17 protein-coding genes and 3 tRNA genes are annotated in these 25,655 nt (G+C 42.7%); 11 read left to right on the top strand and 9 right to left on the bottom strand.

From position 1 onward, the window contains the following. Positions 1-108 precede the first annotated feature (108 nt). Together L7A31_RS08665 and L7A31_RS08660 are read left to right on the top strand one after the other, a co-directional pair. Complete coding sequence (locus L7A31_RS08665; RefSeq protein ID WP_237361114.1) at positions 109-3,198, top strand: beta-galactosidase; 3,090 nt, start codon at positions 109-111, stop codon at positions 3,196-3,198. Between the two features lie 136 nt (positions 3,199-3,334). Then, on the top strand, positions 3,335-4,345 hold the full coding sequence (locus L7A31_RS08660) for a substrate-binding domain-containing protein (protein WP_237361113.1): 1,011 nt from the start codon (positions 3,335-3,337) through the stop codon (positions 4,343-4,345). Positions 4,346-4,368: 23 nt separating this feature from the next. On the opposite strand, the gene L7A31_RS08655 is transcribed toward L7A31_RS08660, so the two are convergent. Next, on the bottom strand, positions 4,369-5,136 hold the full coding sequence (locus L7A31_RS08655) for a thioredoxin domain-containing protein (protein ID WP_237361112.1): 768 nt from the start codon (positions 5,134-5,136) through the stop codon (positions 4,369-4,371). Positions 5,137-5,846: 710 nt separating this feature from the next. On the opposite strand from L7A31_RS08655, the gene L7A31_RS08650 reads away from it, so the two are divergent. Together L7A31_RS08650 and L7A31_RS08645 are read left to right on the top strand one after the other, a co-directional pair. Further along, positions 5,847-6,467, top strand: a complete 621-nt coding sequence (locus tag L7A31_RS08650; RefSeq protein WP_237361111.1) for an NAD(P)H-dependent oxidoreductase — start codon at positions 5,847-5,849, stop codon at positions 6,465-6,467. Then, on the top strand, positions 6,464-8,377 hold the full coding sequence (locus L7A31_RS08645; RefSeq protein WP_237361110.1) for a monovalent cation:proton antiporter-2 (CPA2) family protein: 1,914 nt from the start codon (positions 6,464-6,466) through the stop codon (positions 8,375-8,377). Before L7A31_RS08650 ends, L7A31_RS08645 begins: the two co-directional genes overlap by 4 nt. Positions 8,378-8,477: 100 nt before the next feature. Here the strand turns inward: L7A31_RS08645 and vexH are convergent, their stop codons facing one another. Continuing rightward, the gene (vexH, locus tag L7A31_RS08640) at positions 8,478-11,588 is read right to left on the bottom strand and encodes a vibriobactin export RND transporter permease subunit VexH (RefSeq protein WP_237361109.1); all 3,111 of its coding nucleotides are present in this window, start codon (positions 11,586-11,588) and stop codon (positions 8,478-8,480) included. Positions 11,589-11,590: 2 nt separating this feature from the next. Beyond that, complete coding sequence (locus L7A31_RS08635; protein WP_237361108.1) at positions 11,591-12,649, bottom strand: efflux RND transporter periplasmic adaptor subunit; 1,059 nt, start codon at positions 12,647-12,649, stop codon at positions 11,591-11,593. Between the two features lie 324 nt (positions 12,650-12,973). Here L7A31_RS08635 and L7A31_RS08630 point away from each other — a divergent pair. The 3 genes from L7A31_RS08630 (at position 12,974) to L7A31_RS08620 (ending at position 13,454) form a co-directional block, all read left to right on the top strand. Next, positions 12,974-13,058, top strand: a tRNA-Tyr gene (locus tag L7A31_RS08630). Positions 13,059-13,171: 113 nt separating this feature from the next. Beyond that, a tRNA-Tyr gene (locus tag L7A31_RS08625) sits at positions 13,172-13,256 on the top strand. A 113-nt stretch (positions 13,257-13,369) separates the two neighbouring features. Further along, a tRNA-Tyr gene (locus L7A31_RS08620) sits at positions 13,370-13,454 on the top strand. Positions 13,455-13,522: 68 nt separating this feature from the next. Here the strand turns inward: L7A31_RS08620 and treC are convergent. From treC to gmhB, 4 genes are all read right to left on the bottom strand, one after another. Continuing rightward, positions 13,523-15,208, bottom strand: a complete 1,686-nt coding sequence (gene treC, locus L7A31_RS08615; protein ID WP_237361107.1) for an alpha,alpha-phosphotrehalase — start codon at positions 15,206-15,208, stop codon at positions 13,523-13,525. Positions 15,209-15,266: 58 nt separating this feature from the next. Next, positions 15,267-16,691, bottom strand: a complete 1,425-nt coding sequence (gene treB / locus L7A31_RS08610; RefSeq protein WP_237361106.1) for a PTS trehalose transporter subunit IIBC — start codon at positions 16,689-16,691, stop codon at positions 15,267-15,269. A gap of 216 nt (positions 16,692-16,907) precedes the next feature. Beyond that, positions 16,908-17,855, bottom strand: a complete 948-nt coding sequence (treR, locus tag L7A31_RS08605; protein WP_237361105.1) for a trehalose operon repressor TreR — start codon at positions 17,853-17,855, stop codon at positions 16,908-16,910. Positions 17,856-18,018: 163 nt separating this feature from the next. Continuing rightward, positions 18,019-18,579 (bottom strand): D-glycero-beta-D-manno-heptose 1,7-bisphosphate 7-phosphatase, encoded by a 561-nt coding sequence (gmhB, locus tag L7A31_RS08600; RefSeq protein WP_237363537.1) that lies wholly within the window; start codon positions 18,577-18,579, stop codon positions 18,019-18,021. Between the two features lie 238 nt (positions 18,580-18,817). Here gmhB and metN point away from each other — a divergent pair, with 238 nt between their 5' ends. From metN to L7A31_RS08585, 3 genes are read left to right on the top strand one after another with little or no spacing between them, the layout of a single operon-like run. After that, a complete protein-coding gene (metN, locus tag L7A31_RS08595; protein ID WP_237361104.1) occupies positions 18,818-19,852 on the top strand; it encodes a methionine ABC transporter ATP-binding protein MetN in 1,035 nt (344 codons plus the stop codon). Continuing rightward, positions 19,842-20,519, top strand: coding sequence for a methionine ABC transporter permease (locus L7A31_RS08590; protein WP_237361103.1), 678 nt, complete (start codon positions 19,842-19,844; stop codon positions 20,517-20,519). The genes metN and L7A31_RS08590 overlap by 11 nt, the downstream gene beginning before the upstream one ends. Before the next feature lie 51 nt (positions 20,520-20,570). Then, complete coding sequence (locus L7A31_RS08585; RefSeq protein WP_237361102.1) at positions 20,571-21,377, top strand: MetQ/NlpA family lipoprotein; 807 nt, start codon at positions 20,571-20,573, stop codon at positions 21,375-21,377. A gap of 75 nt (positions 21,378-21,452) precedes the next feature. Here the strand turns inward: L7A31_RS08585 and L7A31_RS08580 are convergent, their stop codons facing one another. Both L7A31_RS08580 and syd read right to left on the bottom strand, forming a co-directional pair. Continuing rightward, positions 21,453-22,229 (bottom strand): Zn-ribbon-containing protein, encoded by a 777-nt coding sequence (locus tag L7A31_RS08580; protein WP_237361101.1) that lies wholly within the window; start codon positions 22,227-22,229, stop codon positions 21,453-21,455. A 2-nt stretch (positions 22,230-22,231) separates the two neighbouring features. Beyond that, on the bottom strand, positions 22,232-22,777 hold the full coding sequence (syd, locus tag L7A31_RS08575) for a SecY-interacting protein (protein ID WP_237361100.1): 546 nt from the start codon (positions 22,775-22,777) through the stop codon (positions 22,232-22,234). A gap of 534 nt (positions 22,778-23,311) precedes the next feature. Here syd and L7A31_RS08570 point away from each other — a divergent pair. Beyond that, the gene (locus L7A31_RS08570; RefSeq protein ID WP_237361099.1) at positions 23,312-25,591 is read left to right on the top strand and encodes a tetratricopeptide repeat protein; all 2,280 of its coding nucleotides are present in this window, start codon (positions 23,312-23,314) and stop codon (positions 25,589-25,591) included. Positions 25,592-25,655: the final 64 nt, after the last annotated feature.

The raw sequence follows: 25,655 nt of genomic DNA, 5'->3' as shown, positions 1-25,655 counted from the left end.
ACTTACTCCTTACTGAAAAAATAGCTAAAACACACAGAAAACGTTTCCACATATAATTACTCTGTCGGCATACAAACGTATTAACTATTAAGAATGGATTTTCAGATCATGACCTCTTTAAGCGACATCCTCCAAAGACGCGATTGGGAAAACCCTCAAGCTGTCAAAATCAACACATTAAAAGCACACAGCCCACTTTTTAGCTTTGAATGTGAGCAAAAGGCCTTGGATAAAACGGTAACCAACCGCCGTTTACTCAATGGGAATTGGCGCTTTAAGTTATTGAACTCACCTGAAGAAATTCAAGACCAATATGTAGCCAAATCTTTAGACGATTCAAACTGGGACTCCATAGAGGTTCCCTCAAACTGGCAGCTTCAAGGGTACGATAAGCCCATCTACACCAACGTCAAATACCCATTTGATGTAAATCCTCCTTATGTACCTAAAGACAACCCTACTGGGTGTTATAGAACTAGCTTTTCTATACTGGATGAGGATCTAGAGAAGACACAACGAATCATATTTGATGGCGTTAACTCGGCGTTTCACCTTTGGTGTAACGGAAAATGGGTGGGATATAGCCAAGATAGCCGCTTGCCTGCGGAATTTGATTTATCCAATTACTTAACAGCGGGCGAGAATACCATAGCGTTGATGGTAATGCGCTGGAGTGATGGAAGCTACCTAGAAGATCAAGATATGTGGTGGCTAAGTGGCATCTTCCGTGATGTAACGTTATTAGCTAAACCACGTAATTGCATCGAAGATGTACATATCACACCTGATCTTGACGCTATTTATCGAAATGGTTTATTAGATATAAAAACACAAATATCCGCTCCAGTCGGGTATCAGGTTAAGGTTCAACTATTCGATAAAGACATTCCCATTTCAGAAGCTCAGGTTGCTACCGCCAACAATCGATTGATTGATGAGCGAGGCTGCTATGACGATATGGTATTTCAGACTCTGCATATCGATAATCCTAAAAAGTGGAGCGCTGAGCAGCCAAACCTATATCGTTTAGTTGTTTCCTTGCTAGATGAGAAAGGCAAACATATTGAAACCGAAGCGTATCAAGTCGGATTCCGTAAAGTTGAGTTTCTAAACGATCAGCTTTGCCTAAATGGACAGCCCCTGCTCATTCGAGGTGTTAACCGTCATGAACATCACCCAGAACTCGGCCATGTGATGACTGAAGAAGACATGCTTCGTGATATTTGCCTAATGAAGCAGAATAACTTCAACGCCGTAAGAACCGCGCACTATCCGAATCATCCTCGTTGGTATGAGCTTTGCGACGAGTATGGGTTATATGTGTGTGATGAGGCCAACATCGAAACACATGGCATGGTACCAATGAATCGCCTCACTAACGATCCTGTCTGGTCTCATGCACTGCTTAACCGCTATACACAAATGGTGCTGCGCGACAAAAACCATCCATCGATTATCCTTTGGTCACTGGGTAATGAATCAGGACATGGCAGTAATCATGATGCGATGTATGCTTGGTCCAAAGACTTCGATCCATCTAGGCCTGTTCAATACGAAGGTGGCGGCGCTAGTACCAAAGCAACAGATATTATCTGCCCAATGTATTCTCGTGTTGACCAATCTCTCGTTGAAGAGGTCGACCCCAAATGGGCACTAAAGGAGTGGGTTTCACTACCAAACGAACGCCGACCATTGATTCTTTGCGAATATTCACATGCCATGGGCAATAGCCTAGGAAGCTTCGATAAATACTGGAAAGCCTTTCGCGACTTCCCTCGTCTTCAAGGTGGTTTTATTTGGGATTGGGTCGATCAAGGTTTAAGCAAACATGATGAAAATGGCCAACACTTTTGGGCGTATGGTGGTGACTTTGGAGATACCATCAACGATAGACAGTTCTGCATAAACGGTTTGTTGTTCCCTGATAGAACGCCTCACCCTGCTCTTGAAGAAGCCAAGCACTGCCAACGTTTTTTCACTACTGCAATGACGCAATTAGATGATCAAGCCATACAGCTCAGCATTCGCAACGAACACCTATTCACAAGCAGTGAAAATGAAAAGTTATGCTGGAGTTTACTTGAAAATGGTTCTGCTATTTTGTCAGGAGAGCTCAAGCTTGATATTAAGCCTCAATCAGAGCAGATAGAAGAAGTTCACTTGAATTTTCAACCTAAAACAGGCGCATTGTATCATCTAAATATAGATATAAAACTGATAGGAGAGTCGGTTTGGGCACCAGCAGGCCATATCGTCGCAACCGAGCAATTCGAAGTAGCCAACTCTTTGGGTCTGTTAAGACCAGAAGCGAAATCACCACACACTCTCGAATTGTCTAGCGACGACAAGCATTTTACTGTCAAAGATGAAAACGTATTACTAGAGCTGCGCTGGAATAAGCATAGTGGGCAAATGACTCACTGGACGATTGACGGTGAACAGCAAATTCTGGAAGGGCCAAAAGATAATTTTTATCGAGCTCCATTGGACAATGATATTGGTATTAGCCAAGTGGACTGTATCGACCCTAATGCTTGGTCATGTCGATGGGATATGGCGGGCTTGAATCAATGGGAAAAAGAGTGTGTCAGTTGTACAGGAACCACAACCGAAAGTGGCGTAAACATTGTTTCTCAGTTTGCTTACCATCACCAAGGCAAAATCCAAGCGACTACTGAATGGGTATACTCTATCGATGCAAAAGGAAACATTAAAACAGATATCTCTGTAGCGCTCGCTGAACACTTACCACCTATGCCAAGAGTCGGTATCGAAGTGCTTCTACCACAACAGAAAGAAAACAACATTGCTTGGTTAGGGCTCGGGCCTTTTGAGAATTATCCAGATCGTTTGTCTGCAGCAAGGTTTGGGTACTATCAAAAACCACTGGATGAAATGACCACACCGTACATCTTCCCGACAGACAGTGGATTAAGATGTGGAACGAGTAAAGTTGAAGTCAACAACATGCAAGTCAGTGGAGAATTCCAATTTAGTGTCAGTCCATTTAGCCAAGCCGAGATCGCTCAAGCTAGGCATACCAATGAGCTGACTAAACAAAACAACCTTTACCTATTTATCGACCACAAGCACATGGGAGTCGGTGGCGATGATTCATGGAGCCCTAGCGTTCATAGTGAGTATTTGCTTACCCGTAAGCAGTATCATTACCAGCTCATCTTTTCCTCACACAAGTAACACTCGCAAGTAACTTGTTTAGCTATGCCCCTCCCTTCGCGTTGGGGCATTTTTGTAGCTAAAGATCGATGAATTGAGCTCAATCCTTTGCTAAATTATCGACTCCAACTGACAAGCATTTGTATCAAGGACTTTTATGGCAACTATCAAAGACGTAGCAAGAGAAGCCGGCGTTTCTGTTGCAACAACCTCTCGCGTTATCAACAAAACCTCTTATGCGAGTGAGGCTGCCACACAAGCTGTAGAGAAAGCGATGAAAAAGCTAGGTTACAGACCGAATGCCAATGCTAGAGCACTCGTAAGCAAGTCCTCAAATGCCATTGGCGTACTGGTCGGCGATGTCTCTGCTCCATTCTTTGGTTCGATGGTTAAAGCGATTGACTCAATCGCGAGTCAAAAAGAGCAACAGCTGCTAATTGGCAGCGGCTATCATGATCCAATCAAAGAGCGCAACGCTATCAACCTTCTGATTAATAGCCGCTGCGAGTCTTTAGTTGTTCACAGCAAAGGCTTGAGCGACAGCGAATTGACCGCACTCGCCGAAGAAGTTCCCGGCATGGTGATTATCAATCGAGTCGTACCTCAAATAGCCAACCGCTGTATCGCTTTGGATAACTACAAAGGTTCCTTCATTGCTACCGAGCACTTGATTCAAAATGGCCACCAGCACATCGGATACATTTGCTCCAGTCATGGTATTGAGGATGCAGATGACCGAAAGCAAGGTTACTTGGATGCTTTAAAGCACTACGGCATAACGCCGCAAGAAGAGTATATCGAATATGGTGAGCCAGACGAGTCAGGCGGCGAGCTATCCACTGTCAACTTACTGGCCAAGAACATTCCAATCACGGCAATCGCGACATACAACGATGACATGGCGGCAGGCTGCTTAGCACTTCTACAAGAAAATGGAATTAAAATACCACAGGATATGTCTGTGATTGGCTACGATGATGGGCACATCGCGCGCTTCATTTATCCCAGACTGACGACTATTCGTTACCCAATCCAAGTGATGGCCAATGCTGCTGTAAAATTATCACTCGAGCTGGCGAAAAGTCCTCAAGTAAAACCAATAGAAGCTCAAAAGCTATTTATGCCAATTCTAGTACGCAGAGCTTCCGTCGGGATTGCACCGAAATAGCCAAAACCAAACATTGATTACCACTACCTTTGGTACAGTTCGATTAACTGCTGAGCAGTCCAGTTGCCTTCTAAGCGGTGTTCTGAATACAAATGAAAAATTGTCGGAGTGTGTTTCACTTCTAGCAGTGCACCTAACTTTTGAGCTTTGTTTATTTGCTGGGATGCCCGCTCGAAGTAAGGCTCAAGATCTGCGTTCAATACACCTAAATTGCTCAGGACTGAGTTCACATAGTTAGGTGTCACAGACGATACCGATAGCACCGCAGTGAGGTAGTGCTCGTACAAATGTGGATCAAAGTAAAACAGAGCTGAACCCATTTTCGCTGCGTAGTCATCTCCTTCCCTGTCGTCTTCAACTGGGTACTCTTTTATAATAATTTTTGCTTCAGGGTACTCCAGTAAAAACGCCTCTAAGTTTTGTGCGATATACCTGCTGTCGATGTAGTTGTAATCAATAAACAAGACAAGTACATGCTCGCCTTCAGCGTTGCCAATGTTTGGGTCACCAGAATCATGGTACAACTGATAGGAAAGCATTTGCTCTTCCTCTCGGAGCTCTTCAGGCGTTTGATTGCTCTGGTATATCTCTAGCGTTTTTAAGATATCATCCTTATGTTCAAGTAAATACTGACCAATACTCTGCTCACCCTGTATGGTCTCCTTAATTAGATTTACTTCAGCCTCTAGTCTCTGCAGTTTATTTAAAGTGATCAAGTTGATAGAAGACATCCCAACTAAAAGTAGGCTCATTAAAACTAATGCTGCATGCCTTACACTAAAAATGATCATCCTTGAACTCCTTTTAGCTTGTATAAGTTACGCTATCTCACAGACACCAAGGTAGGTAACATTAAGTAGAGATTAAGAAGCAAAGCGAAACCGTAGAAATTCTGCTTTGTGCAGTAAGTGAAATACCTATTGTCGAATTACATCGACAAAGCATGACTGGAAGATTTCTGACCGTAGATAGCCTAAAACAGATTGAGAATATACGTTTTCACTTTAAAGAAATATCATTGCACTTACTGATAAAAATGCAAATGAAGCACTTTGAGCACTGTTTTTTATTTAAACAGCTAGCTTAAGCTTCAATGCGTTTAATTTAATTACTCTATTTCATTAAAACTTATGTGATTCATAATCGCACACAAGTACTGATAGGACTATCATCACCATAAAATACATTGGCGTCGTTTGAAGTTTTATATCTAATAGGAGTAAAGGCGAAAGGTCAGAATTGTCGATTTTTCCAAGATAATAAAAATAATTTATAATCAACAACTTAAAAGCCGACAACTTTTTTATGCAATTACAAATTACTGGGTAAAGGTCAAACTCTTCATCGTCAAATTGAATGCATTAAAGCTCATATTGTTTCTAAGTTTCAAGCACATAAAAAGCTCGTAATAAGCTATCGTTATACTTAGCCACAATCACTGTTCAGTAGCCCAGATCGAATCAAACAAAGTCATTCAGAATAAGAAAAGGCAAAAGCGTTTATGACAAAAAATAGAGTCCTAATACTTTATGCACACCCATCTCAGAGAAGAAGTGAAGTCAATGAGCCACTGTTTAGCAAAGCTAAGACAATAGAGAATATTACATGCGTAGACTTATATGCCGAGTATCCGACTTATGACATTGATATTGATAAGGAACAACAACGTCTTTTAGCGCACGATATCATTGTTTTCCAATTTCCGCTTTATTGGTACTCGACGCCTTCAATTTTAAAAGAGTGGCAGGACTTGGTGCTTGAATACGATTTTGCATACGGCTTAAATGGCAGTGCATTGCAAGGTAAAGTGCTTATGTGCGCAATCTCTGCAGGCGGAAAAGCCGAAGCTTACCAAACAGACGGCTACAACCATTTTACCATTCGCGAGTTGCTCTACCCGATTGAGCAAACAGCAAACCTAACAGGTATGAAATACATTGCTCCGTTTGCCATTTTCGGTTCGAGAACCGCTATGGAGGAAGGACGACTTGATGCCCACGTTAATCAATATCAAAGGCTACTTACGGCTTTAGTTGAAAATAGAGTGGATCTAGACAAGGCCAGCCGTGTGGAAAAATTGAATCACTCCTTGGATGAACTGATAAAAGGAGAATCAAAATGACCGCGTATTTCCTTCAAGCATTTATATATTTAGTCGCCGCGGTAATAGCAGTACCCATAGCAAAAAGGCTGGGGCTTGGCTCCGTTTTAGGGTATCTGATCGCGGGTGTCATTATCGGCCCTTTGCTTGGGCTTGTTGGCAAAGAAACATCAACTATTCAACACTTTGCCGAGTTTGGCGTGGTAATGATGCTATTTCTTGTCGGCCTAGAGCTAGAACCAAAAGCGCTTTGGCGTATGCGAAACCGCTTAATGGGACTGGGTGGACTTCAAGTTGGTTTAACTAGTGCAGCGACAATGGGAGTCGCGATAGCTTTTGACCAACCATGGTCTATTTCGTTAGCAATAGGACTTATCCTAGCATTGTCGTCCACAGCGATTGTTTTACAGACTTTTAATGAGAAGGGTTTAAGCAAGACTGAGGGAGGAAACAACGCCTTCTCAGTCTTGTTGTTTCAAGATATAGCCGTTATTCCTATGCTCGCATTTATCCCTCTTCTAGCTCTACCTGAATTAATTGAAAAAGCGCGGCAAGCAGTTGCATCAGTAGCAGATCATCATGAACAACTAAGCCTTGTTGCCGGACTTCCAAGTTGGGCTTACGGCATCGTGATTATTGTGTCTATTGCTACCGTCGTCATCGGTGGTCACTTCCTTAGTCGGCCACTGTTTCGCTTTGTCGCTACTTCAGGTTTACGAGAGATTTTCACAGCCACTGCCTTAATGTTAGTTGTCGGCATAGCAGCCTTAATGAGCTTAGTTGGCTTATCTCCTGCGTTGGGTACTTTTCTTGCAGGCGTTGTATTAGCAAACAGCGAGTTTCGCCATGAGCTGGAGTCCAATATCGACCCATTTAAAGGTTTACTACTTGGGCTGTTTTTTATCACTGTTGGGGCGGGGATAAATTTCGCTGTGCTATTCAACAGCTTTTTCCTCATAGTTGGCATCACTTTAGGGGTAATGCTGTTAAAAGCGGCAGTGCTTTATCTGCTGGCTAGAATTTTTAAAATACAAAACAGTGACCGCTGGTTGTTTACTCTTAGCCTTGCTCAAGCTGGTGAGTTTGGTTTTGTTTTACTCAGTTTTACTGTTCAGAACCATGTCATCCCAGACTCTATTGCAGAAACACTTTCGCTTGTTGTCGCTTTGTCTATGTTTCTTACTCCAGGGCTGTTTATATTGTTTGAAAAGGTCATTTTGCCTCGCTTCGAACTACAATCAAACGACCGAAAAGAAGATACAATTGATGAAAAAGGCAGCGTCATCATTGCTGGTGTTGGTCGGTTTGGCCAAATCGTCAATCGCCTATTGGTTGCAAATGGCATTAAAACTGTCGTACTCGATCACCAAGTAGCACAAGTTGATACCTTACGTAGAATCAAGACGAAAGCATACTTTGGCGATGCCACCAAACCAGACTTGCTGCATACTGCTGGAATTGAAGAAGCTGCTTTGATTGTGGTGGCGATTGACAACAAAGAAAGCTGTGTTGAACTAGTGAAATACGTCAAACATACCTACCCTAATGTTAAGGTGTTAGCCAGAGCCTTTGACCGCGGTCATGGTTACCGGCTTCGTCAAGCAGGTGCCGATATCATTGAGTCAGAAACATATCACTCTGCGCTAGAAGTAGGATCAGCGTCGTTGCGTGAACTTGGATTACATCCTTTCTTTGTTGAACAACAGAAAAACAAGTTTAAAAAAACAGAGAATGCACTATCAAATACCTTGTACGAAGCTTGGCGTGATGATTCTGAAGGAGAGCGGTTCGACAACAACTACCGTAAGCTATTTATGCAGTTAGAAGAACAGTTGAAACAAGGGATGGAGTCTGATCGTTCAGACAAACATTCCCGAATAGAACGTGAGTGGACGCCGCCACCAAAAGGCTACGCAGACGACTTTAAGTAATCCTATCAAGAAAAGGCATAGAAGAAAATCAAGGCTAGCTTCAAACCTCACTTAGAATAAAGCCCTAGCTCATGTTTTGTAAGCTAGGGCTATTTAATTTTTAATGTGTAGTTCGAGATTTCACATCATGGCTCAGCTCTCTATTGAGCTCTTCCTCGACATGACCTGGAGCTCTCGTAGACTTGGAGATGAGTCGATACATTGCAGGGATAACAAACAAAGTAACTAAGGTGGCAAATGCCATACCAAAGAATATAACGGTACCTACCGCAACTCTGCTCTCGTATCCTGCACCACTTGATAAAATCAAAGGAATCGAGCCCGCTAGCGTTGTAAATGCAGTCATTAGAATTGGCCGCAATCGACGTGCTGATGCATCAACAATAGCCTTATTAAACTCAATACCTCTGTCACGTAACTGGTTAGCAAATTCAACGATTAGTATTCCATTCTTGGTAACCATGCCAATCAGCATCACCATGCCAATTTGGCTGTAGATATTCATGCCTTGCTGCATAATAACTAAGCCTAAGAAGCCACCAAACACCCCCATAGGTACGGTGAACATCACCACCAATGGGTTAATGAAACTTTCAAACTGAGCACAAAGAACTAGGTAAGCAACAAGCAATGCCAAAGCAAACACCATCAGAACGCTCGATTGGTTTTCTTTGAAGTCTTTTGATTCCCCCGAATAACTTACAGAGACATCACTTGGCAACATCTCAATCGCTTTTTGGTCGAGAAAATCTAGCGCTTGACCTAGTGTGTAACCGTTAGAAAGGTTAGCTGAAATGGTGACTGACTTCTGCTTGTTGTAGTGTGAAAGCTTAATAGACGATGCCACTTCTTCGATTTTGGCAACAGAATCCAATGTCACTAATTGGCCTGAAGCGGTTCTCATGTATATCTGGCTCAGATCTGAAGAATTATTGAAGCTGTTTTCATCACCCCGAAGATAAACATCGTACTCTTCACCTCTATCAACATAGGTGGTTTCACTTTTACCACCTAGCATGATTTCTAGGGTATCTGAAATATCGGCAGCACTAATACCTAGCTCAGCAGCGCGCTGCTTATCAATTTCTACGACCAACTCAGGTGTCTTCTCTGAGTAATTTATTTCTGCACCTTCCATTAGCGGAGAGTTTTCAGCTTCTACTTTGAGCTTTTCTGCCCATTGCTTTAACTCTTCATAATCGGGACCACCAAGTACAAATTGCACAGGTTCACTCGATCCACCTCTAAAGCCGGGCATAAATGGGAAAACTCGCACATCGGGAATGCCTGCTAACGCTTTGCGCACCTGTCCTAGGGCTTGTTTAGCAGTAACATCCCGTTCATTCCAATCGTCCAGTATCATTATGACAAAACCGGTTTGGTCACCAGCGTTACCACCAAAAGCAGGCGATTGAATACTAAAAGACTTGAGGAAGCCTTTGCCGAGTAGAGGCATCAATCGTTCTTCAACCAAGTCCATATTAGCTGCCATTCGGTTATAACTGGTAGCATCAGCACCACGAACAAAAGCAAAGATAACCCCCCTATCTTCTGATGGCGTCAACTGAGACGGCACTTGCTTGAGCAACGCATAGCTTCCACCAATGCAGAGTAAGATAATAATTGGAGCGAACCAGCTCCAATGAATGGCTCGTTTTAGAGCTCGGCGGTAGATGTTTTCAAGCTTAGAAAAGGAAGCGTCGACAAAGCGGTTAAACCGATTCGGCTTCACATTTAGCTTTAGCAATTTACTGCCAAGAACTGGCGTCAAAGTCAGCGCTATTAACGAGGAAAAGATAACGGCCATAGCCAGTAACACTGAGAACTCAGTAAAGAGCAATCCAACCATGCCATCCATAAATGAGATTGGCAAAAATACCATCACTAGCACTAATGTGGTCGCGACAACCGCAAACCCCACTTCTCTGGTACCTTTGTACGCGGCTAAAAGTGGTTTCTCTCCTCGCTCAATATGGTGGAAAATATTTTCGACGACCACAATTGCATCATCAACAACTAAACCAATCGACAATATCAGCGCCATTAGCGTGATTAAGTTGATAGAGAATCCAAAATAATAGGCAGCGATAAACGATGAGATAAGCGAGACCGGAACAGTTACCGCTGGTATTAGCGTTGCCCTTACTTGCCCGATGAAAATATACAGTACCAATATTACTAAGCCACCCGTAATAAATAGCGTGTTGTATACCTCAGAGATCGAGCGGTCGATAAATACTGTCGAGTCAAAGTCTATTGCGAGTCGAGTTCCATCCGGCAAAAACTGTTGAATACTGTCAACTTGCTTATGCACGGCGTCAGCTACTTGCAGTGGGTTAGCATCAGATTGTGGCACGATACCCATACTAACGTTCACTACACCATCACTTTTGAACGTCGAGCTTTCATTTTGCGCACCGATATAGACTTCCGCTACATCCTTTAGATAGATGGGAGAATTGTCGCTGGCCCGTTTAACAACTAGGTAATCAAAATCTTCCGGTGTTAGATATGAACGCGCAGTGCGCACTGACATCACTATTGAATCATTACGAATTTGTCCACCGGGCTGTTCAATATTCTCATCGTTCAATGCATCAGTAATATCTTTTGTAGTCACGCCACGGCCAGCCATTTGATCAGGCTTTAACTTGACGTACATAACTTTGTCTAACCCTCCAGTCACATTGATGGAGCTAACGCCAGGAATCAGACTAAACCTATCCAATAACACACGATTGACATAGTCAGTCAGCTGCGTTCGATCCATCGTTGACGAGCTTAAATTGATATATAGAGAAGCCTCCCCCGAACCATTGTTTTTATACACTATAGGCTCAGACGCTTCGTCGGGCAGTGAGTTTAGTGCTCTTGAAACTGCATCTCGCACATCACTAACGCCAGTTGTTAAGTCATATCCCAGATCAAAGGTAATAGTGATACGTGACATACTGTTTCGAGTGGTCGATGAAATTTCATCAATGCCACTGATTCCAGAAAGTTGGTCTTCCAGAACCGAAGTAATTTGGCTCTCAATAATGCTGGCAGACGCACCTTCATATCGAGTCGAAATCGAGACAACTGGACTTTCAATATCAGGCATCTCGCGTACAGCGAGCTTAGAGAATGAAACCAGACCAAATACACACAACAATAAACTAAACACAACCGCTGCGACTGGCCGCTTAACTGCTACATCAGACAACCACATGATTAAGCATCCTTCTTAATTGGCGTACCGCTTTCATCTACTTCTGTCACCGTCACACCATCGCGCATGTTTACAATGCCCTGAACTACTATTTTTTGACCAATATTCAATCCTTTATCAATCACAACTTGGTTACCGATACGAGCACCTAGCCACACCTGTGTCCGCGTAGCTTTATTGTCTTCACCAATCACATAGACATATCGCTTAGTGCCAGAGTATTGCAGGGCTTGAACAGGAATAATTGGAGCGCTGATAGCAGGGAGCTTGATGTCGACTGACAACAGCATCCCCGGTTTCAACTTTTTGGATTCGTTGTCAAACTGAATGCGCACTTTCATATTGAGCGTTTCAGGGTTGATTCTGGTATCAATCGCGCTAATTTCACCTTGGAACGATTCGTCCCCCCAAGCACTAGTTATTCCTATTACTGCCATATTGGGCGAAAGTTTCGACAAGTATCGCTCTGGAACAGACAAATCAAGGCGCATAGTAGACAAGTCATCCAGCGTCATCAGCTCACTACCCGAACTCACGTACTGACCACGACTGAAACTAATGAAGCCCACTGTTCCACTAAAAGGTGCGCGTAAATACATATCACTTAAGTTGGCATTAGCTGCATCTAAGCGAGCTTTGGCAATTTCAACACTGGCTTTTTGAGCATCAATTTCCGTTAGTGTGATGGCGTTGCGTTTAGATAGCCTTTCAAACTCGTTCAATTTTCGCTGTTCATCTTTTAGGTATGCCGTGGCTTCTGCAACTTCTGCGAGCGCTTTATTGTCTTCCAGTTGCACAAGAAGTTGACCTTGTTTAACTTGCTGGTTGGCTTTGGCGGCAATTTTTTCTACTTTACCTGCGACCTCAGAAGAGATGTCCACTGACTGTTCAGCCTCTAGTTTGCCGACTAAGGTTAGGTTTTGAGAAACTTGGTGAGTGGCGACCTGCTCTGTCACAACTGAAACAGCTTGAGCCTGAAATCGCCCGGGCCCTTGCGCTTGGGCGCTGAAGGTGTGAAAAGTTAACGCGGCTACAATCGATACAATTGCTAATCTATTCATTATTATACTGTCCCTGTAAATCAGCTACCGGCATTCTAACAACATGGTGAACGTTTTAATGTAAAGCTGTGTAAATTAAAATGAGTAAAGCGTAACTATCCGTGTAACTGACTCAATACTGCATTGTTAGACATAGTTTTGGTTTTTTGCTCACCGAAAACAATGAAAAAGCACTCACTTTGCCCAAAAAGACAGCATTCAATTCAAAACTCTAAGAAAAGTCTTTACAGAAAAAGCGAGTTTGCTATGATGCGCTCCGCACTTGAGAGATGCGTTGGGAAAACATTTCTTAAGCTTACTTTGTAAAGAGTAAGAAAACACCCTGGAGGGGTTCCCGAGTGGCCAAAGGGAGCAGACTGTAAATCTGCCGGCTCCGCCTTCGATGGTTCGAATCCGTCCCCCTCCACCATATTCTTTCGAGTTACCTATTCGTGAAAACGAAAGGGAATACGAAAACAACTTGATTAATGGGTTGGGAAATCATTAATTAAGCTTACTTTGAAAAGAGTAAGAAAACACCCTGGAGGGGTTCCCGAGTGGCCAAAGGGAGCAGACTGTAAATCTGCCGGCTCCGCCTTCGATGGTTCGAATCCGTCCCCCTCCACCATATTCTTTCGAGTTACCTATTCGTGAAAACGGAAGGGAATACGAAAACAACTTGATTAATGGGTTGGGAAATCATTAATTAAGCTTACTTTACAAAGAGTAAGAAAATACCCTGGAGGGGTTCCCGAGTGGCCAAAGGGAGCAGACTGTAAATCTGCCGGCTCCGCCTTCGATGGTTCGAATCCGTCCCCCTCCACCATATTCAACTTTCTAAGTTGCAAAAAGCCAGCTCATTGAGCTGGCTTTTTTGTATCTCCGTTTCTACATTTACGCTTCAACAAGAATGACTTTCGTTTCATAAGGCCTTAGCGTAATCAGGCTTTCTGATGGTTTAGCACCAATATCTTTATAGTTACCAAGTAAGTATCGAGCATTATCTAACTTCACACTCTCATCTAACTCAAACTGGGCCTCTTTAGCGTAAAAATTATTGATACAAATAAGCTGTTGGTTTTGGTTTTTCCTTTGGTAAGCAAATACCGAGCTATCTTCAGGAGCAAGATCAAGATAGTCACCATCAGTAATGACTGGCACCTGCTTACGAAGCTGAATCAACTTTTGGTAGAAGTAGAATACTGAATCTAAATCGTCCACTGCGTAATTAGCATTGATCTCTGGGTAGTTTGCAGCAACCTCTAGCCAAGGCGTTCCTTTAGTAAAACCACCGTGCGCAGAGTTATTCCATTGCATCGGAGTTCGGGAATTATCACGAGACTTTTGTGCCAATATCGCAATCATATCTTTGTGGCTAACATCACCTTGCTTAACCATGATGTCATACATGTTGGTACTTTCTACATCTCGATACTGACTAATATCTGTGTAGTCGGGGTTAGTCATACCGATCTCTTCACCTTGATAAATATAAGGTGTCCCTTGCATCATATGTAAAGCAGCCGCTAACATCTTGGCCGACTCAACACGGTACTCAACGTCATCACCGAGACGGCTGACAATTCGAGGCTGATCGTGGTTACACCAAAACAGGGCTCCCCAACCTTGTCCGTTTAAACCTGTTTGCCACTTATTAAATATTTTCTTTAATTCAATAAAATCAAATGGCGCTCGAGTCCACTTTTCTCCATTTGGATAATCAACCTTGAGGTGATGGAAGTTAAATACCATCGATAGCTCTTTACCATCAAGTGATGAGTATTGCTGACAATGTTCAAGCGTGGTCGACGACATTTCACCAACAGTGACACTGCCATATTTTTGAAACACTTCTTCGCTGATTTCTTGTAGGTATTGGTGTACTTTAGGCCCATCAGTGTAATAGCAGCGCCCGTCACCTTGTAAATCGCTCGGAAATGCTTGGTCTTTGGAAATCAAGTTGATCACATCTAACCTAAAACCATCGACGCCTTTCTCTGCCCAAAAACTGATGACATTTTTCACATCTTGACGAACGTCTGGGTTTTCCCAGTTCAAGTCCGCTTGCTCTTTGGCAAATAGGTGTAAGTAGTATTGGTTAGAGTTTTCATCCAGCCCCCACGCGCTACCGCCAAATTTTGATTGCCAGTTGTTGGGTACGTCATCATTTACAGGATCTTTCCAGATATAATAGTCACGATAGCGGCTCTTAGGATTACTCAGCGCTTGCTGGAACCAATTATGCTCTGTAGATGTATGATTAACTACGATATCCATGATGATTTTGATACCTAACTTATGAGCACGTTCAAGCAACTCATCAAAGTCTTGCATAGTGCCAAAATCAGGGTTGATTGCGTAATAATCAGAGATGTCGTAACCGTTATCAATCATGGGTGACTGATAAATAGGTGTCAGCCAAATAGCTTCAATACCCAAAAATTTAAGGTAATCAAGCTTTGATATGATGCCTTGAATATCACCGACACCTTTGTCACCACTATCACAAAAGCTTTTAGGATAAATCTGGTAAATCGTGGCAGTCTTCCACCAATCACTCTTGTGTTCGAATTCTGTCATTTCGTCATTCCGTTAAATTGAAATGGAGCTAGGTCTCTCACCTAGCTCCGAATTGCTGTTAGGCCTGTGCAGCTTGTAACTGTCCTTTCGATTCTGCTCTTTTGTAGAAGAAAAGCGTCAGTACAATTGGTGTCACGATAGCTACGAGCATAGCGAATAGATAAACACCCCAGAACTGTGGCTGTATAGAAAGAATACCCGGCAGTCCACCAACACCGATGCCGTTTGCCATAACCCCAGCTACACCGCAGATCCCTGCCGCAATTGCACTACCAATCATTGCGCATAACATAGGGAATTTATATTTAAGGTTGATACCGTACATCGCGGGCTCTGTTACACCCAAGTAAGCCGATATGGCTGCTGGAACTGAGATATCTCTTTCGCCAGACTTTTTACTGATGATGATAATACCGACAACCGCAGATGCTTGAGCAATATTGGATAGTGCGATAAGAGGCCAAATTGGCGTGCCGCCTAGGTCATGCATTAGCTGAAGATCGACCGCATTAGTTGTGTGGTGAATACCCGTGATAACCAATGGGGCATACAAGAAGCCAAACACCATGGAGCCAAGGACTGCAAAATCACCAGTCATTGCAGCTTTTGCTACTGCGCCAACGCCATCACCGATATCACGGCCAATTGGGCCAATAATCGCGTGTGCTAGAACAACAGAAACAACTAGGGAAACAAAAGGCACGACCACTAGATATAGGTACGCTGGAACGACTTTTTTCAAGTTAGTTTCAATCAACGCCAATACCACACCAGCTAACACAGCAGGAATCACCTGAGCTTGATAGCCTACTTGCTCTATCGTAAACCAGCCGAAGTCCCAAACTTGAGGTATCTGTTTACCGATGTCATAAGCATTCATCAGCTGTGGGGACACCAGCGTAACACCCAAAGTAATACCGAGAATTGGCGTTCCGCCAAGTTTCTTAACCGTTGACCAACATACACCAACAGGTAGGAAGAAGAAGATAGCTTCGCCAATTAACCATAAGAAGGAGTGGACAGTTGCCCAAAATTGGCTGATTTCGGTTAGTGACTGACCTTCAAACATCTTGATGTCGCCAATCAGGTTTCTAAAACCAAGAATCAGGCCACCAGTAATAATCGCAGGTAACAGCGGGACAAATATTTCCGCCAGGTGAGATATTCCGCGCTCAAGGAAGTTCATGTTTTGTCTAGCGGCTTGCTTAGACTCGTCTTTCGATGTTTCTGATTTACCCGATAGCTGCAGAAGTATTGCGTATACTTGGTCAACTTCAGTGCCTACAACAACCTGAAACTGACCAGCATTGGTAAAGCAACCTTTAACAAAACTGATCGACTCAAGTTTATCTTGCTGCGCTTTGTCCGTATCATTCAGAACAAATCTCAATCTTGTTAAACAATGACTTACACTAGAAATATTGTCGCTACCGCCGACCAATTCAATAAGACGCTCTACGTCCTTATTCAATATTTTACTCATCTTCATGCCCACCGAGACTTTCTTCGTCAAAAACGGCTATCTATCTTTAGCATCTCTTCTACTAGTTAGACAAATTAGCCAAAACCATCCAATGTTTGGTGGGAATGTTCCCACTTGCGAATATATTGTCATAGCTTGAGGAGAATGGAAAAAGGGATTGTACGTTTAGTTGAATAAGATCACAGTATAAATAGTATTCCGTACGAACCTATAAAGTTAGTCCATGACAGGTAGCTGTGTTATGTGTACAGGCTCTGATTTTGCCTTTAGGTTAGATATGAGTACCTTAACCGCCTTTTCGCCCGCCGAACTGTACCCGGGATCGATACTGTATGTCTTAGGAAATAAGAAAGAGAGTAACTCGTTACCACCAACACCCGTCACCGCAATATCTTCACGACCCAACTCGTTCAGCCTTTTGATTACACCTAAAGCAAGAGAGTCACTGGCGCAAACTATCGCTTCTGTATTGGACGCCAGTACAGAGTCAACTAGCTGATAGGCGCTTTCGTAGCTTAGTTCACCTGTTTTATACACTGGGGTCACACCTAGTTTTTCGCACCAAGACAAATAGGCTTGCAGACGTATTTCACCTGTCGTCTTATCGCTACGATCAACGCCGATATAAGAGATATTTTGAACGCCGAGATCGGTCAAATGATCTAATGCGCCAATAATAACGCCATGATTATCATAGTTTATTGAGGATATTTGATCGGTATCCATCGCAATCACAATCGCACGCTCTTGCCACTGCGCCAACACTTTCATGTCAATATCAGTAAAACCAAAGACGATAACACCATCGACATTACGCTTCTGAAGTACATCAAGGTGCTCATTGGTTTTATCGGTATCAAATCGACTCTCCATGATCACAGCATCGTAGCCAAGAGAGTACAACTCGCGCAAAATACTGCTCACTACCTTATTCTCAGAAGCAGAATCGAGCCTTGAGATGATAACGCCAATGACTTTCTGGCTTCCGCCACGCATAGATTGAGCTGACTTGGAAGGCACATAACCATGCTTTGCTATAATTCGCTCGACTCTTGCTCGGGTTTCAACCCTCACTTTAGGGTCATTCGTTAACACTCTAGAAACGGTTGATTTCCCGACTCCGGAAAGCTTTGCTATATCTACAATAGTGAGTTTTTTGTTCATAGTTTATGAGGGTGACTTTACAAGATTCTGAAGTACATCATTTAATAAAAGTTTAGTGACCGCTAAAAAGAATCCTAGCGGTTTTTTGTAATATCTTTATACGATGTCACACAAAAAGCATAATATTATTTTTAGTCTGTGAGGCTATAAAACTCGATATTTATCAAGCTTTAAGCTCACGAATATATTCAGGAACATCTTTAATACTGTCTAAAACAATATTCGCGATGGATTGGCCTTTTTCAGTCACAGGCTTACCGGTGCGAACTAATATTTTCGTGCCAACACCAGCACCTTCCGCTGCCATCAAATCTTCTGCTTTATCACCGACCATAACTGAATTTGCCATATCGATATTTAAAAAGTCTTTAGCTGACAAAAACATGCCCGGTTTTGGCTTTCTGCAATCGCAGTCTTGCTTGTATTTACCTTGCCCATGTTCCGGGTGGTGCGGACAATAATAGAAACCGTCAAACTCAACGCCATTATCGATGAAGTTCCAGTCCATCCACTGGGTAAGAGAAAGAAAGCGCTCTTCAGTAAAATATCCCCGAGCAATACCAGCTTGGTTGGTGACTAAAACCAGCAAATATCCCATATCTTGAAACTGCTTTGCAGCTTCAAATACCCCGTCAATAAATTCAAATTCGTGCTCATCATGGACATAGCCATGATCAATATTTATCACACCGTCACGATCTAAAAACACTGCTGGTTTTGGCAAAATTTCATTCTCTTGTTTATGGCCCGTTGCTGGACGCAATTATGGCATGCTTTCTATCTTATACTCAAACAACCTAAGGCCCTATATCCACACTATCTGCTGACAAAAATATCACCAAACTTCCATTTAGACGTCTAGACGTAAAAATATCTATTGACTTATATCAGCGAAACTCATAGCATCCGTTTCTACTCAATAAGAGACAAGTTCAAATCTAGGAAGCTGTACAGGCGACAAGATGATCGAGATAAATCAAGTCAATAAAATTTTCTATCAAGGCAGTAAAGAAATACCTGCTCTGAAAGATATTAACCTCAATATTGCTCAAGGAACCATTTTTGGTGTCATTGGGTCATCTGGTGCTGGCAAGAGCACATTGATTCGCTGTGTAAACATGCTCGAAGCACCAACTTCTGGTTCTGTCATTGTTGATGGTGTGGATTTAACAACACTCAACCAATCTCAACTCGGTAAAGCTCGCCGAAACATCGGCATGATTTTCCAACATTTTAACTTGTTATCTTCTAGAACCGTATTTGGCAATGTTGCTCTTCCACTTGAACTAGCCAAAGTAGATAAGCCTTCAATAGAGAAGAAGGTCGTCGCACTTTTAGAGCTCGTTGGCTTAGCAGACAAGAGAGAGGCCTACCCTGCAAACTTGAGTGGTGGGCAAAAGCAGCGTGTGGCGATTGCACGCGCACTTGCATCTGATCCAAAAGTACTGCTTTGTGACGAAGCCACCAGCGCACTTGATCCAGCAACAACTCAGTCTATTTTAGAGCTGCTTAAAGAAATCAATCGTAAGTTGAACCTAACGATTTTGCTGATCACCCATGAGATGGATGTGGTTAAAAGCATCTGCCATGAAGTTGCAATCATTGGTGATGGTCGCTTGGTAGAAAAAGGCACCGTTGGTGAAATTTTTGCTCACCCGAAAACTGACCTAGCACACAAATTCATTCGCTCTACTTTGGATCTGACCATCCCAGAGGATTTCGAAAAACGATTGAACGACACACGTGTAGAAGGCAGCCACCCATTACTTAGACTTGAGTTTACGGGGTCAACGGTTAAAGCTCCTTTAATGTCGCAAATTTCACGTAAATTCAATATTGATATCAGTATTTTAAGCTCAGATATCGATTATGCTGGCGGAGTTAAGTTCGGCATGATGCTCGCTGAGATGTTCGGTGATGAAAAAGACGATGATGCAGCAATTCAGTTCCTTCGAGATCACCATGTAAAAGTAGAGGTATTAGGTTATGTTCTTTAATTCTATGATGGACTGGCTTAACCAAAATGGTGGCCTAATCACCAATGCCACACTGCAAACTTTGTACATGGTGGGTGTCGCCGGCTTAGTTGGCTTTGTTGTAGGAACACCTCTTGGTGTTATTCTGCACATCACTAAAAAAGGCGGACTGATTGAAAATACCAAACTGAACAAGACGCTTGGTGCGATTGTCAATATTGGCCGTTCTGTTCCGTTTATCGTTTTGATGGTTGCGATTATCCCAGTGACTAAGCTATTAGTTGGTACGTTCATTGGTACATCTGCTGCGATTGTCCCCCTGACGATTGGTGCTATTCCTTTTATTGCGCGACTAATTGAAGGTGCATTAATTGAAGTACCAACCGGACTCGTTGAAGCGGCTCAATCAATGGGCGCGACACCAATACAAATCATCACTAAAGTACTGTTACCAGAAGCTCTACCAACCATAATCAACTCTATTACCATCACGCTTGTAACTCTAGTGAGCTACTCAGCAATGGCAGGTACAGTTGGTGGTGGTGGTCTAGGTGACGTTGCTATCCGATATGGTTTCTATCGATATGATGTTGCTGTAATGACGGCCACTATCGTGTTACTGATAATTATTGTTCAAATCGTTCAATCTGTTGGCGACGCTATTGTTCGCCGAGTGGATCATAAATAATCCTCGGGCTACAGCCCACAGAGAATTAAAAGGTTAATCAAGGAGACAGGAATGAAATTTGGCCTTAAACGTTTACTTGCCGTCGCGACGGTAGCTTCAGCGCTAATTTTGACTGGCTGCGGCGACAAAAAAGATGACAATGTACTGAAAGTTGGCGTCATGGCTGGAGCGGAAGCGCAAGTTGCTGAAGTCGCAGCTAAAGTAGCAAAAGAGAAATATGGACTAGACGTAAAACTGGTTACATTTACCGATTACGTGACACCAAATGCTGCGCTTGCTGATGGCTCTATCGATGTTAATGCTTTCCAGCACAAGCCTTACCTAGACCAACAAATTAGTACTCGTGGCTATAAACTAGCTGTAGCGGGTAAAACATTTGTCTACCCAATTGCAGGCTACTCGAAGAAAATCAAATCGCTCGATCAACTAAAAGACGGTGATCAAATTGCGATTCCAAATGACCCGACTAACCTAGGTCGTTCATTGCTTCTTCTTCAGCACGAAGGTTTAATCAAACTAAGTACTGGCAATGGTCTAAATGCAACAGTTCAAGATATCGATAGCAATCCAAAACATCTAAAAATCATTGAACTCGATGCAGCTCAGCTTCCACGAGCACTTGATGATGTGACTATCGCAGTTATCAACACAACTTTTGCTAGCTCAATCAACCTAACACCTCAAAAAGACGGCATTTTTGTTGAAGACAAAGATTCTCCGTATGTGAACCTGATTGTTGCTCGTCAAGACAACGTTGACTCTAAGAAAGTGAAAGAGTTCGTTGATGCTTACCAAACAGATACTGTTTACAACGCAGCAATGAAGATCTTCCACGGCGGCGTAGTCAAAGGTTGGTAATCACAACTAGCATATAACTAAAAAGAGCCAGTGAGTCACCCTCACTGGCTCTTTGCTATTCAGGGCTTGAGAATATTAGCTAATGTGGTCCCAAGACATATTGGAGACGATTCTGCATTTATCACACTTAAAATGGAAAATATCTAAAACAGGAGACTCCTGCAGCCACTCCCCTCCACAGCTAGGGCAGCGACGAGCTTGCTCGGCCGCAAAGCTTGTACCACCAACACGATACTGATAATAGTACGTAGGTATTTTAGTTAGGTGCTCTATTCGCCCTCTTAGGCCCATTCCACGCTTAAACAACACACTACTGGTATCGCATATTTCATGCAGAGCGGCGTGTTCAGCTTGGCAACCTCCAGCCATTTGAATCTCATCGCACGCTTGCCACTCTGTTTGCCATTTCACTAGTGCTTTATGGTCACCGTTTAGTGTCGGTGGATTACGATATAAAGGGATAGGTAACAAGGTGTCGCCACTTCTCAGTGGTGAACAAGTATGAACATAGGTGGTATAAAGCAATTGCCAACTTGGCGGCTCTTCATCGGCTGCCTGCTCAGAGTTTAAATCTCGCCCGAGTACGCGAACTTTAGGCGCCAACAAACATGCATTAGACAATTCACGGACGCACTTCTTAACAAAGTCAGAGTAGTAATTAGGATGAAGACTGTCTTCTTCAGGACACACAGCTCGAACATGAAATACGCCTTCTCCCATAATTATTGGGAACTCACGTCCTAACACTTGTCCATTATAGCGAAGCGCATCCATTAGTGAGTTTATGGCTCTATCAACCGCACTCACTGTTGTATTGTCAAAGCACTCAAATTGAATTTCAGCAACGTACATAACTAAACTTCCGGCTCCAACTCTTCTAAAAATGTCACTAAGTCTACTGCGAGGACTTGTCTTTCCTTACTACCCAATGTTTCCCAAATAACATTCCCAGTTAAGTTGCAAATGGAGATCACTTCCATATCTTTGTTGGTGGTTGCGATAAATACAGTCGGCTTCAGCTTCAGTCTTCGCTGGGTAACAAGGTGCCCTAATATGTTTTCTTGTAAACGCACAAAGTCATCATCATTCCACACTTGAAGTAACGTTGCTGAGCCTCCACGCCACATAACGGGGATATCAGCGCTGTACTGTGAGCCATAAAAAGCTTTTATATCATCATGTATCTCGAGCTCAATTCCCTTCTCAACATTGTCAAAGCTTGCGACACGCTGCCTTTGAACTGGCGACCAAAGCACTTGGTCATCTGCTGTTTCCTGAACACACTCTGACTGCATATCAGCGAGATCTTCACTAGCAGGTAATGAGTCATGAATCATCTTGTGCTTTTCAACGTATCGCTTCGTCACATCAAAAAGGGCTTCAGTGGCACTTTGCGCCATAGTATTCTCCAAAAAAATGGGCTTAGATACCCCAATGACAGATAGGGTAGAATCTCGTAAAATTTGCCATATTCTAAAACAAAACTCGTAGGCTGTGACCCCGTAAATTCACTGTACAGGGCTACAATGTTCCACAACGAGCTGATCTTAGATTCGGCAAACGATAAATAAGGTATATTGCCACCGCAAATCATCCCCTTGAATGGAGTTATCGGGCACAAATGTGAATCCTGCCTCTTCAAGTTGTTTCGGTATATACTCTTACTAGGTTTAGTTACTGGGAAAGTGTGATACAGCAAATGAAAGCTGATCTGTCTCATTGTGCTAAACGCGACACTGACGTACAAATAGTCCCGCTTTATCAAATGTGTAGCTATAACAAAAAGCAACACCGCTAACTGTTTGAAGGGCAAGATGTGTATATCGAAAGTCATACTTCACTTACGAAGTTCGATATCAATCTATATCGTGCTTCATATCAAATCGATTCTTCTAAGAGCAGACGCATAGCACGCCAATAGGAATAGAAATTAAATGCTAAAAACTCGCTGGATATCTTTGTTTTGCTTTTTGGCTTTTTCAGTGCCCAATATCACCTACGCTGCAACAACTTCTGGCACACCCATGCTGGAAGAAGCCTATAGGCTTCTCAACTTTTTGCCTAAACAATCAAAAAAGTTAGCCAATAACTATATTTCCCAGCGCACTTTAGCCAACATATCGAATCGTACTTTCTCACCTATCACGCACAATAAATCAGATGCTACAGTCCGGACACCGATCGGAACCATTGATGCGTTGCAAATCTTGGCTCAAGCTGAGTTCAACATGCATCACTATAATGTTGCATTCCAGCAACTTGTAAAGGCCGAAAACTTAGCCAAGCAATACGATCTGCCGTACTCACGCCTACTCGTACAAATCCAAGACACAAGGTTATATTGGTTAAGAAATCACAACTCAAAACTAGCCAATGAAAAAATTAAAGGGATAGAAAAAGCTTACAAAGCGATAAGCAAAAAAGACTCTCTAGCCAATGTCATTCACTATCAATTGATTAAGCTAGGGGCTGAGATCGCGTCTTATGAAAATAAAATAGATCGCGCCAAGCTGCTGTATAGCAAACTGAAAGGGATCGCTGAGGAATCTAAGTCTGAAAAAACTCTGATCGATTATCACACTGCCACTGGTAAGTTTTTGTTAAGTCACAACTTCTATAACAGTGCGCTTTCTGATTTGTTAACCGGATATTGGCTAGCCATTGAAAACAACTCCAGTGTTCAACTCGCTGTTATCAACCAACTGCTTGGTCAACTTTTCTATCAGCGAGGCGTCCTTGACAAAGCTGTCGACCACCTATCTCAAGCGGCTGACTTTTATGACAATTACGAAGAAACACCTGTTTTACCTGCAATCTTAAAGCAACTCGGTGATATCTATTTCGCCGAGGGTAAATATAATTTGGCTTTGGTTCATTACTTTAACGTAATAGACCATGAGAACATGCAAGATAGCGTCGAGCAAATCACCGATGTGCGCTTATCATTAGCCGCCACATATTTGAAGCTAAAAGACGTATCGTTAGCCAAAAGGTATTTGACGCATGCAGAAAGCCTAATTAAGTATTCAAACTACCCTTACCTCAATGCTCGTGCGGCGCTTCTTAAAGCTGAACTGGCCTACAACGACAACAAGTCATCGGTGGTGATAAAAGAAGCGAATCAAGCACTAAGCAACGCAAAGTTTGCCGACAAAAGTAAGCGTATCACTATTCAAGAAAACGCTTACGACATGCTGTACCTAGGCTATGAGCAAGGAAAGCAATATAAAAAAGCGTTGGAGTATTTAAAAGAGTATGACCAAATCAAGAATCAGCAACAGCAAAAACTGAATCTAATCAGTGAAGATGACTTTAGGCAGCAAAAACAATTTATCGAACAAACACTACATCTAGTAAGTCAAAAGCTCGTTCTTGAGACGACCTATGATGAGTACCAAAGGTTTAAAAAAATAGCCGTTTCTTTAGCCGTCGTCGCGGTGTGCTTCTCCATAATTATTATTTGGCGCGGGAACATTGTCTCAAAGCAGCAGCGCAAAATTAAACAGCTCAAAGAAGACCTATTTTCCCACTCTCGTTCTGGACTAAAAAACTTGAGAATGCTGAATGCTAAGCTTTCTGAATCAATGGAACAAAGCAGCATGAACTTCGAGAAGTGGCACATTGGTGAACTGATCCACGAACCACTCAGCGATAGGCTCAGGTTTGTGATGATTGATATACCATTTTTACGCACAATGTACCTGCAGCATGGTTACATAGAAGGTCTAAAGCTGGAAAATAAATTTGGTGAGTATTTGCAAGAAAGAGTCAAATCACCAGCACGAATCTATCACTTCTCAGATGCAAACTTGCTCTACATTGAGCCAACTGGAGAGCAACCAGCTACACCAGAAGAGCTATTTAATAAAGTTCAAGGTTGGATCAACGAATTTGAGCAGGACTTGAGAATAAACCGTACTGTTCGAGTTGGTATTGCAGACTACCCGTTCCTACCAAGAGCGTACACAGCCATCAACGACAAAGAGTTATTAGACATTTTGCTAATGTCCACCAGCGCAGCAAGAACGCTTAGCATGAAAGAGCACTCTAGCCAGTGGGTTTATCTCAAAGCTATCGAAAATGCACCAGCAGCAAGTTTAGCGACGGGTGATATCCGTAAAGCTTGCAAGCATTCCATAGGCCAAGGTTTGATAAAAGTACACTCATCTTACGAGAATGAGGAAAGCATCAAAAAATTATTAAAAGATAGCTAGAAAGTGAGTTTATGTCCGTTATCTCTATGAAACATTAACCTATTTTGCCTTAGACTCTAGTTAT

The sequence above is a fragment of the Vibrio marisflavi CECT 7928 genome (genome assembly GCF_921294215.1).
Taxonomy (GTDB): Bacteria; Pseudomonadota; Gammaproteobacteria; order Enterobacterales; family Vibrionaceae; genus Vibrio; species Vibrio marisflavi.
The sequence above is the reverse complement of the archived record's forward strand: the minus strand, read 5'-3'. Positions and strand labels throughout refer to the sequence as shown.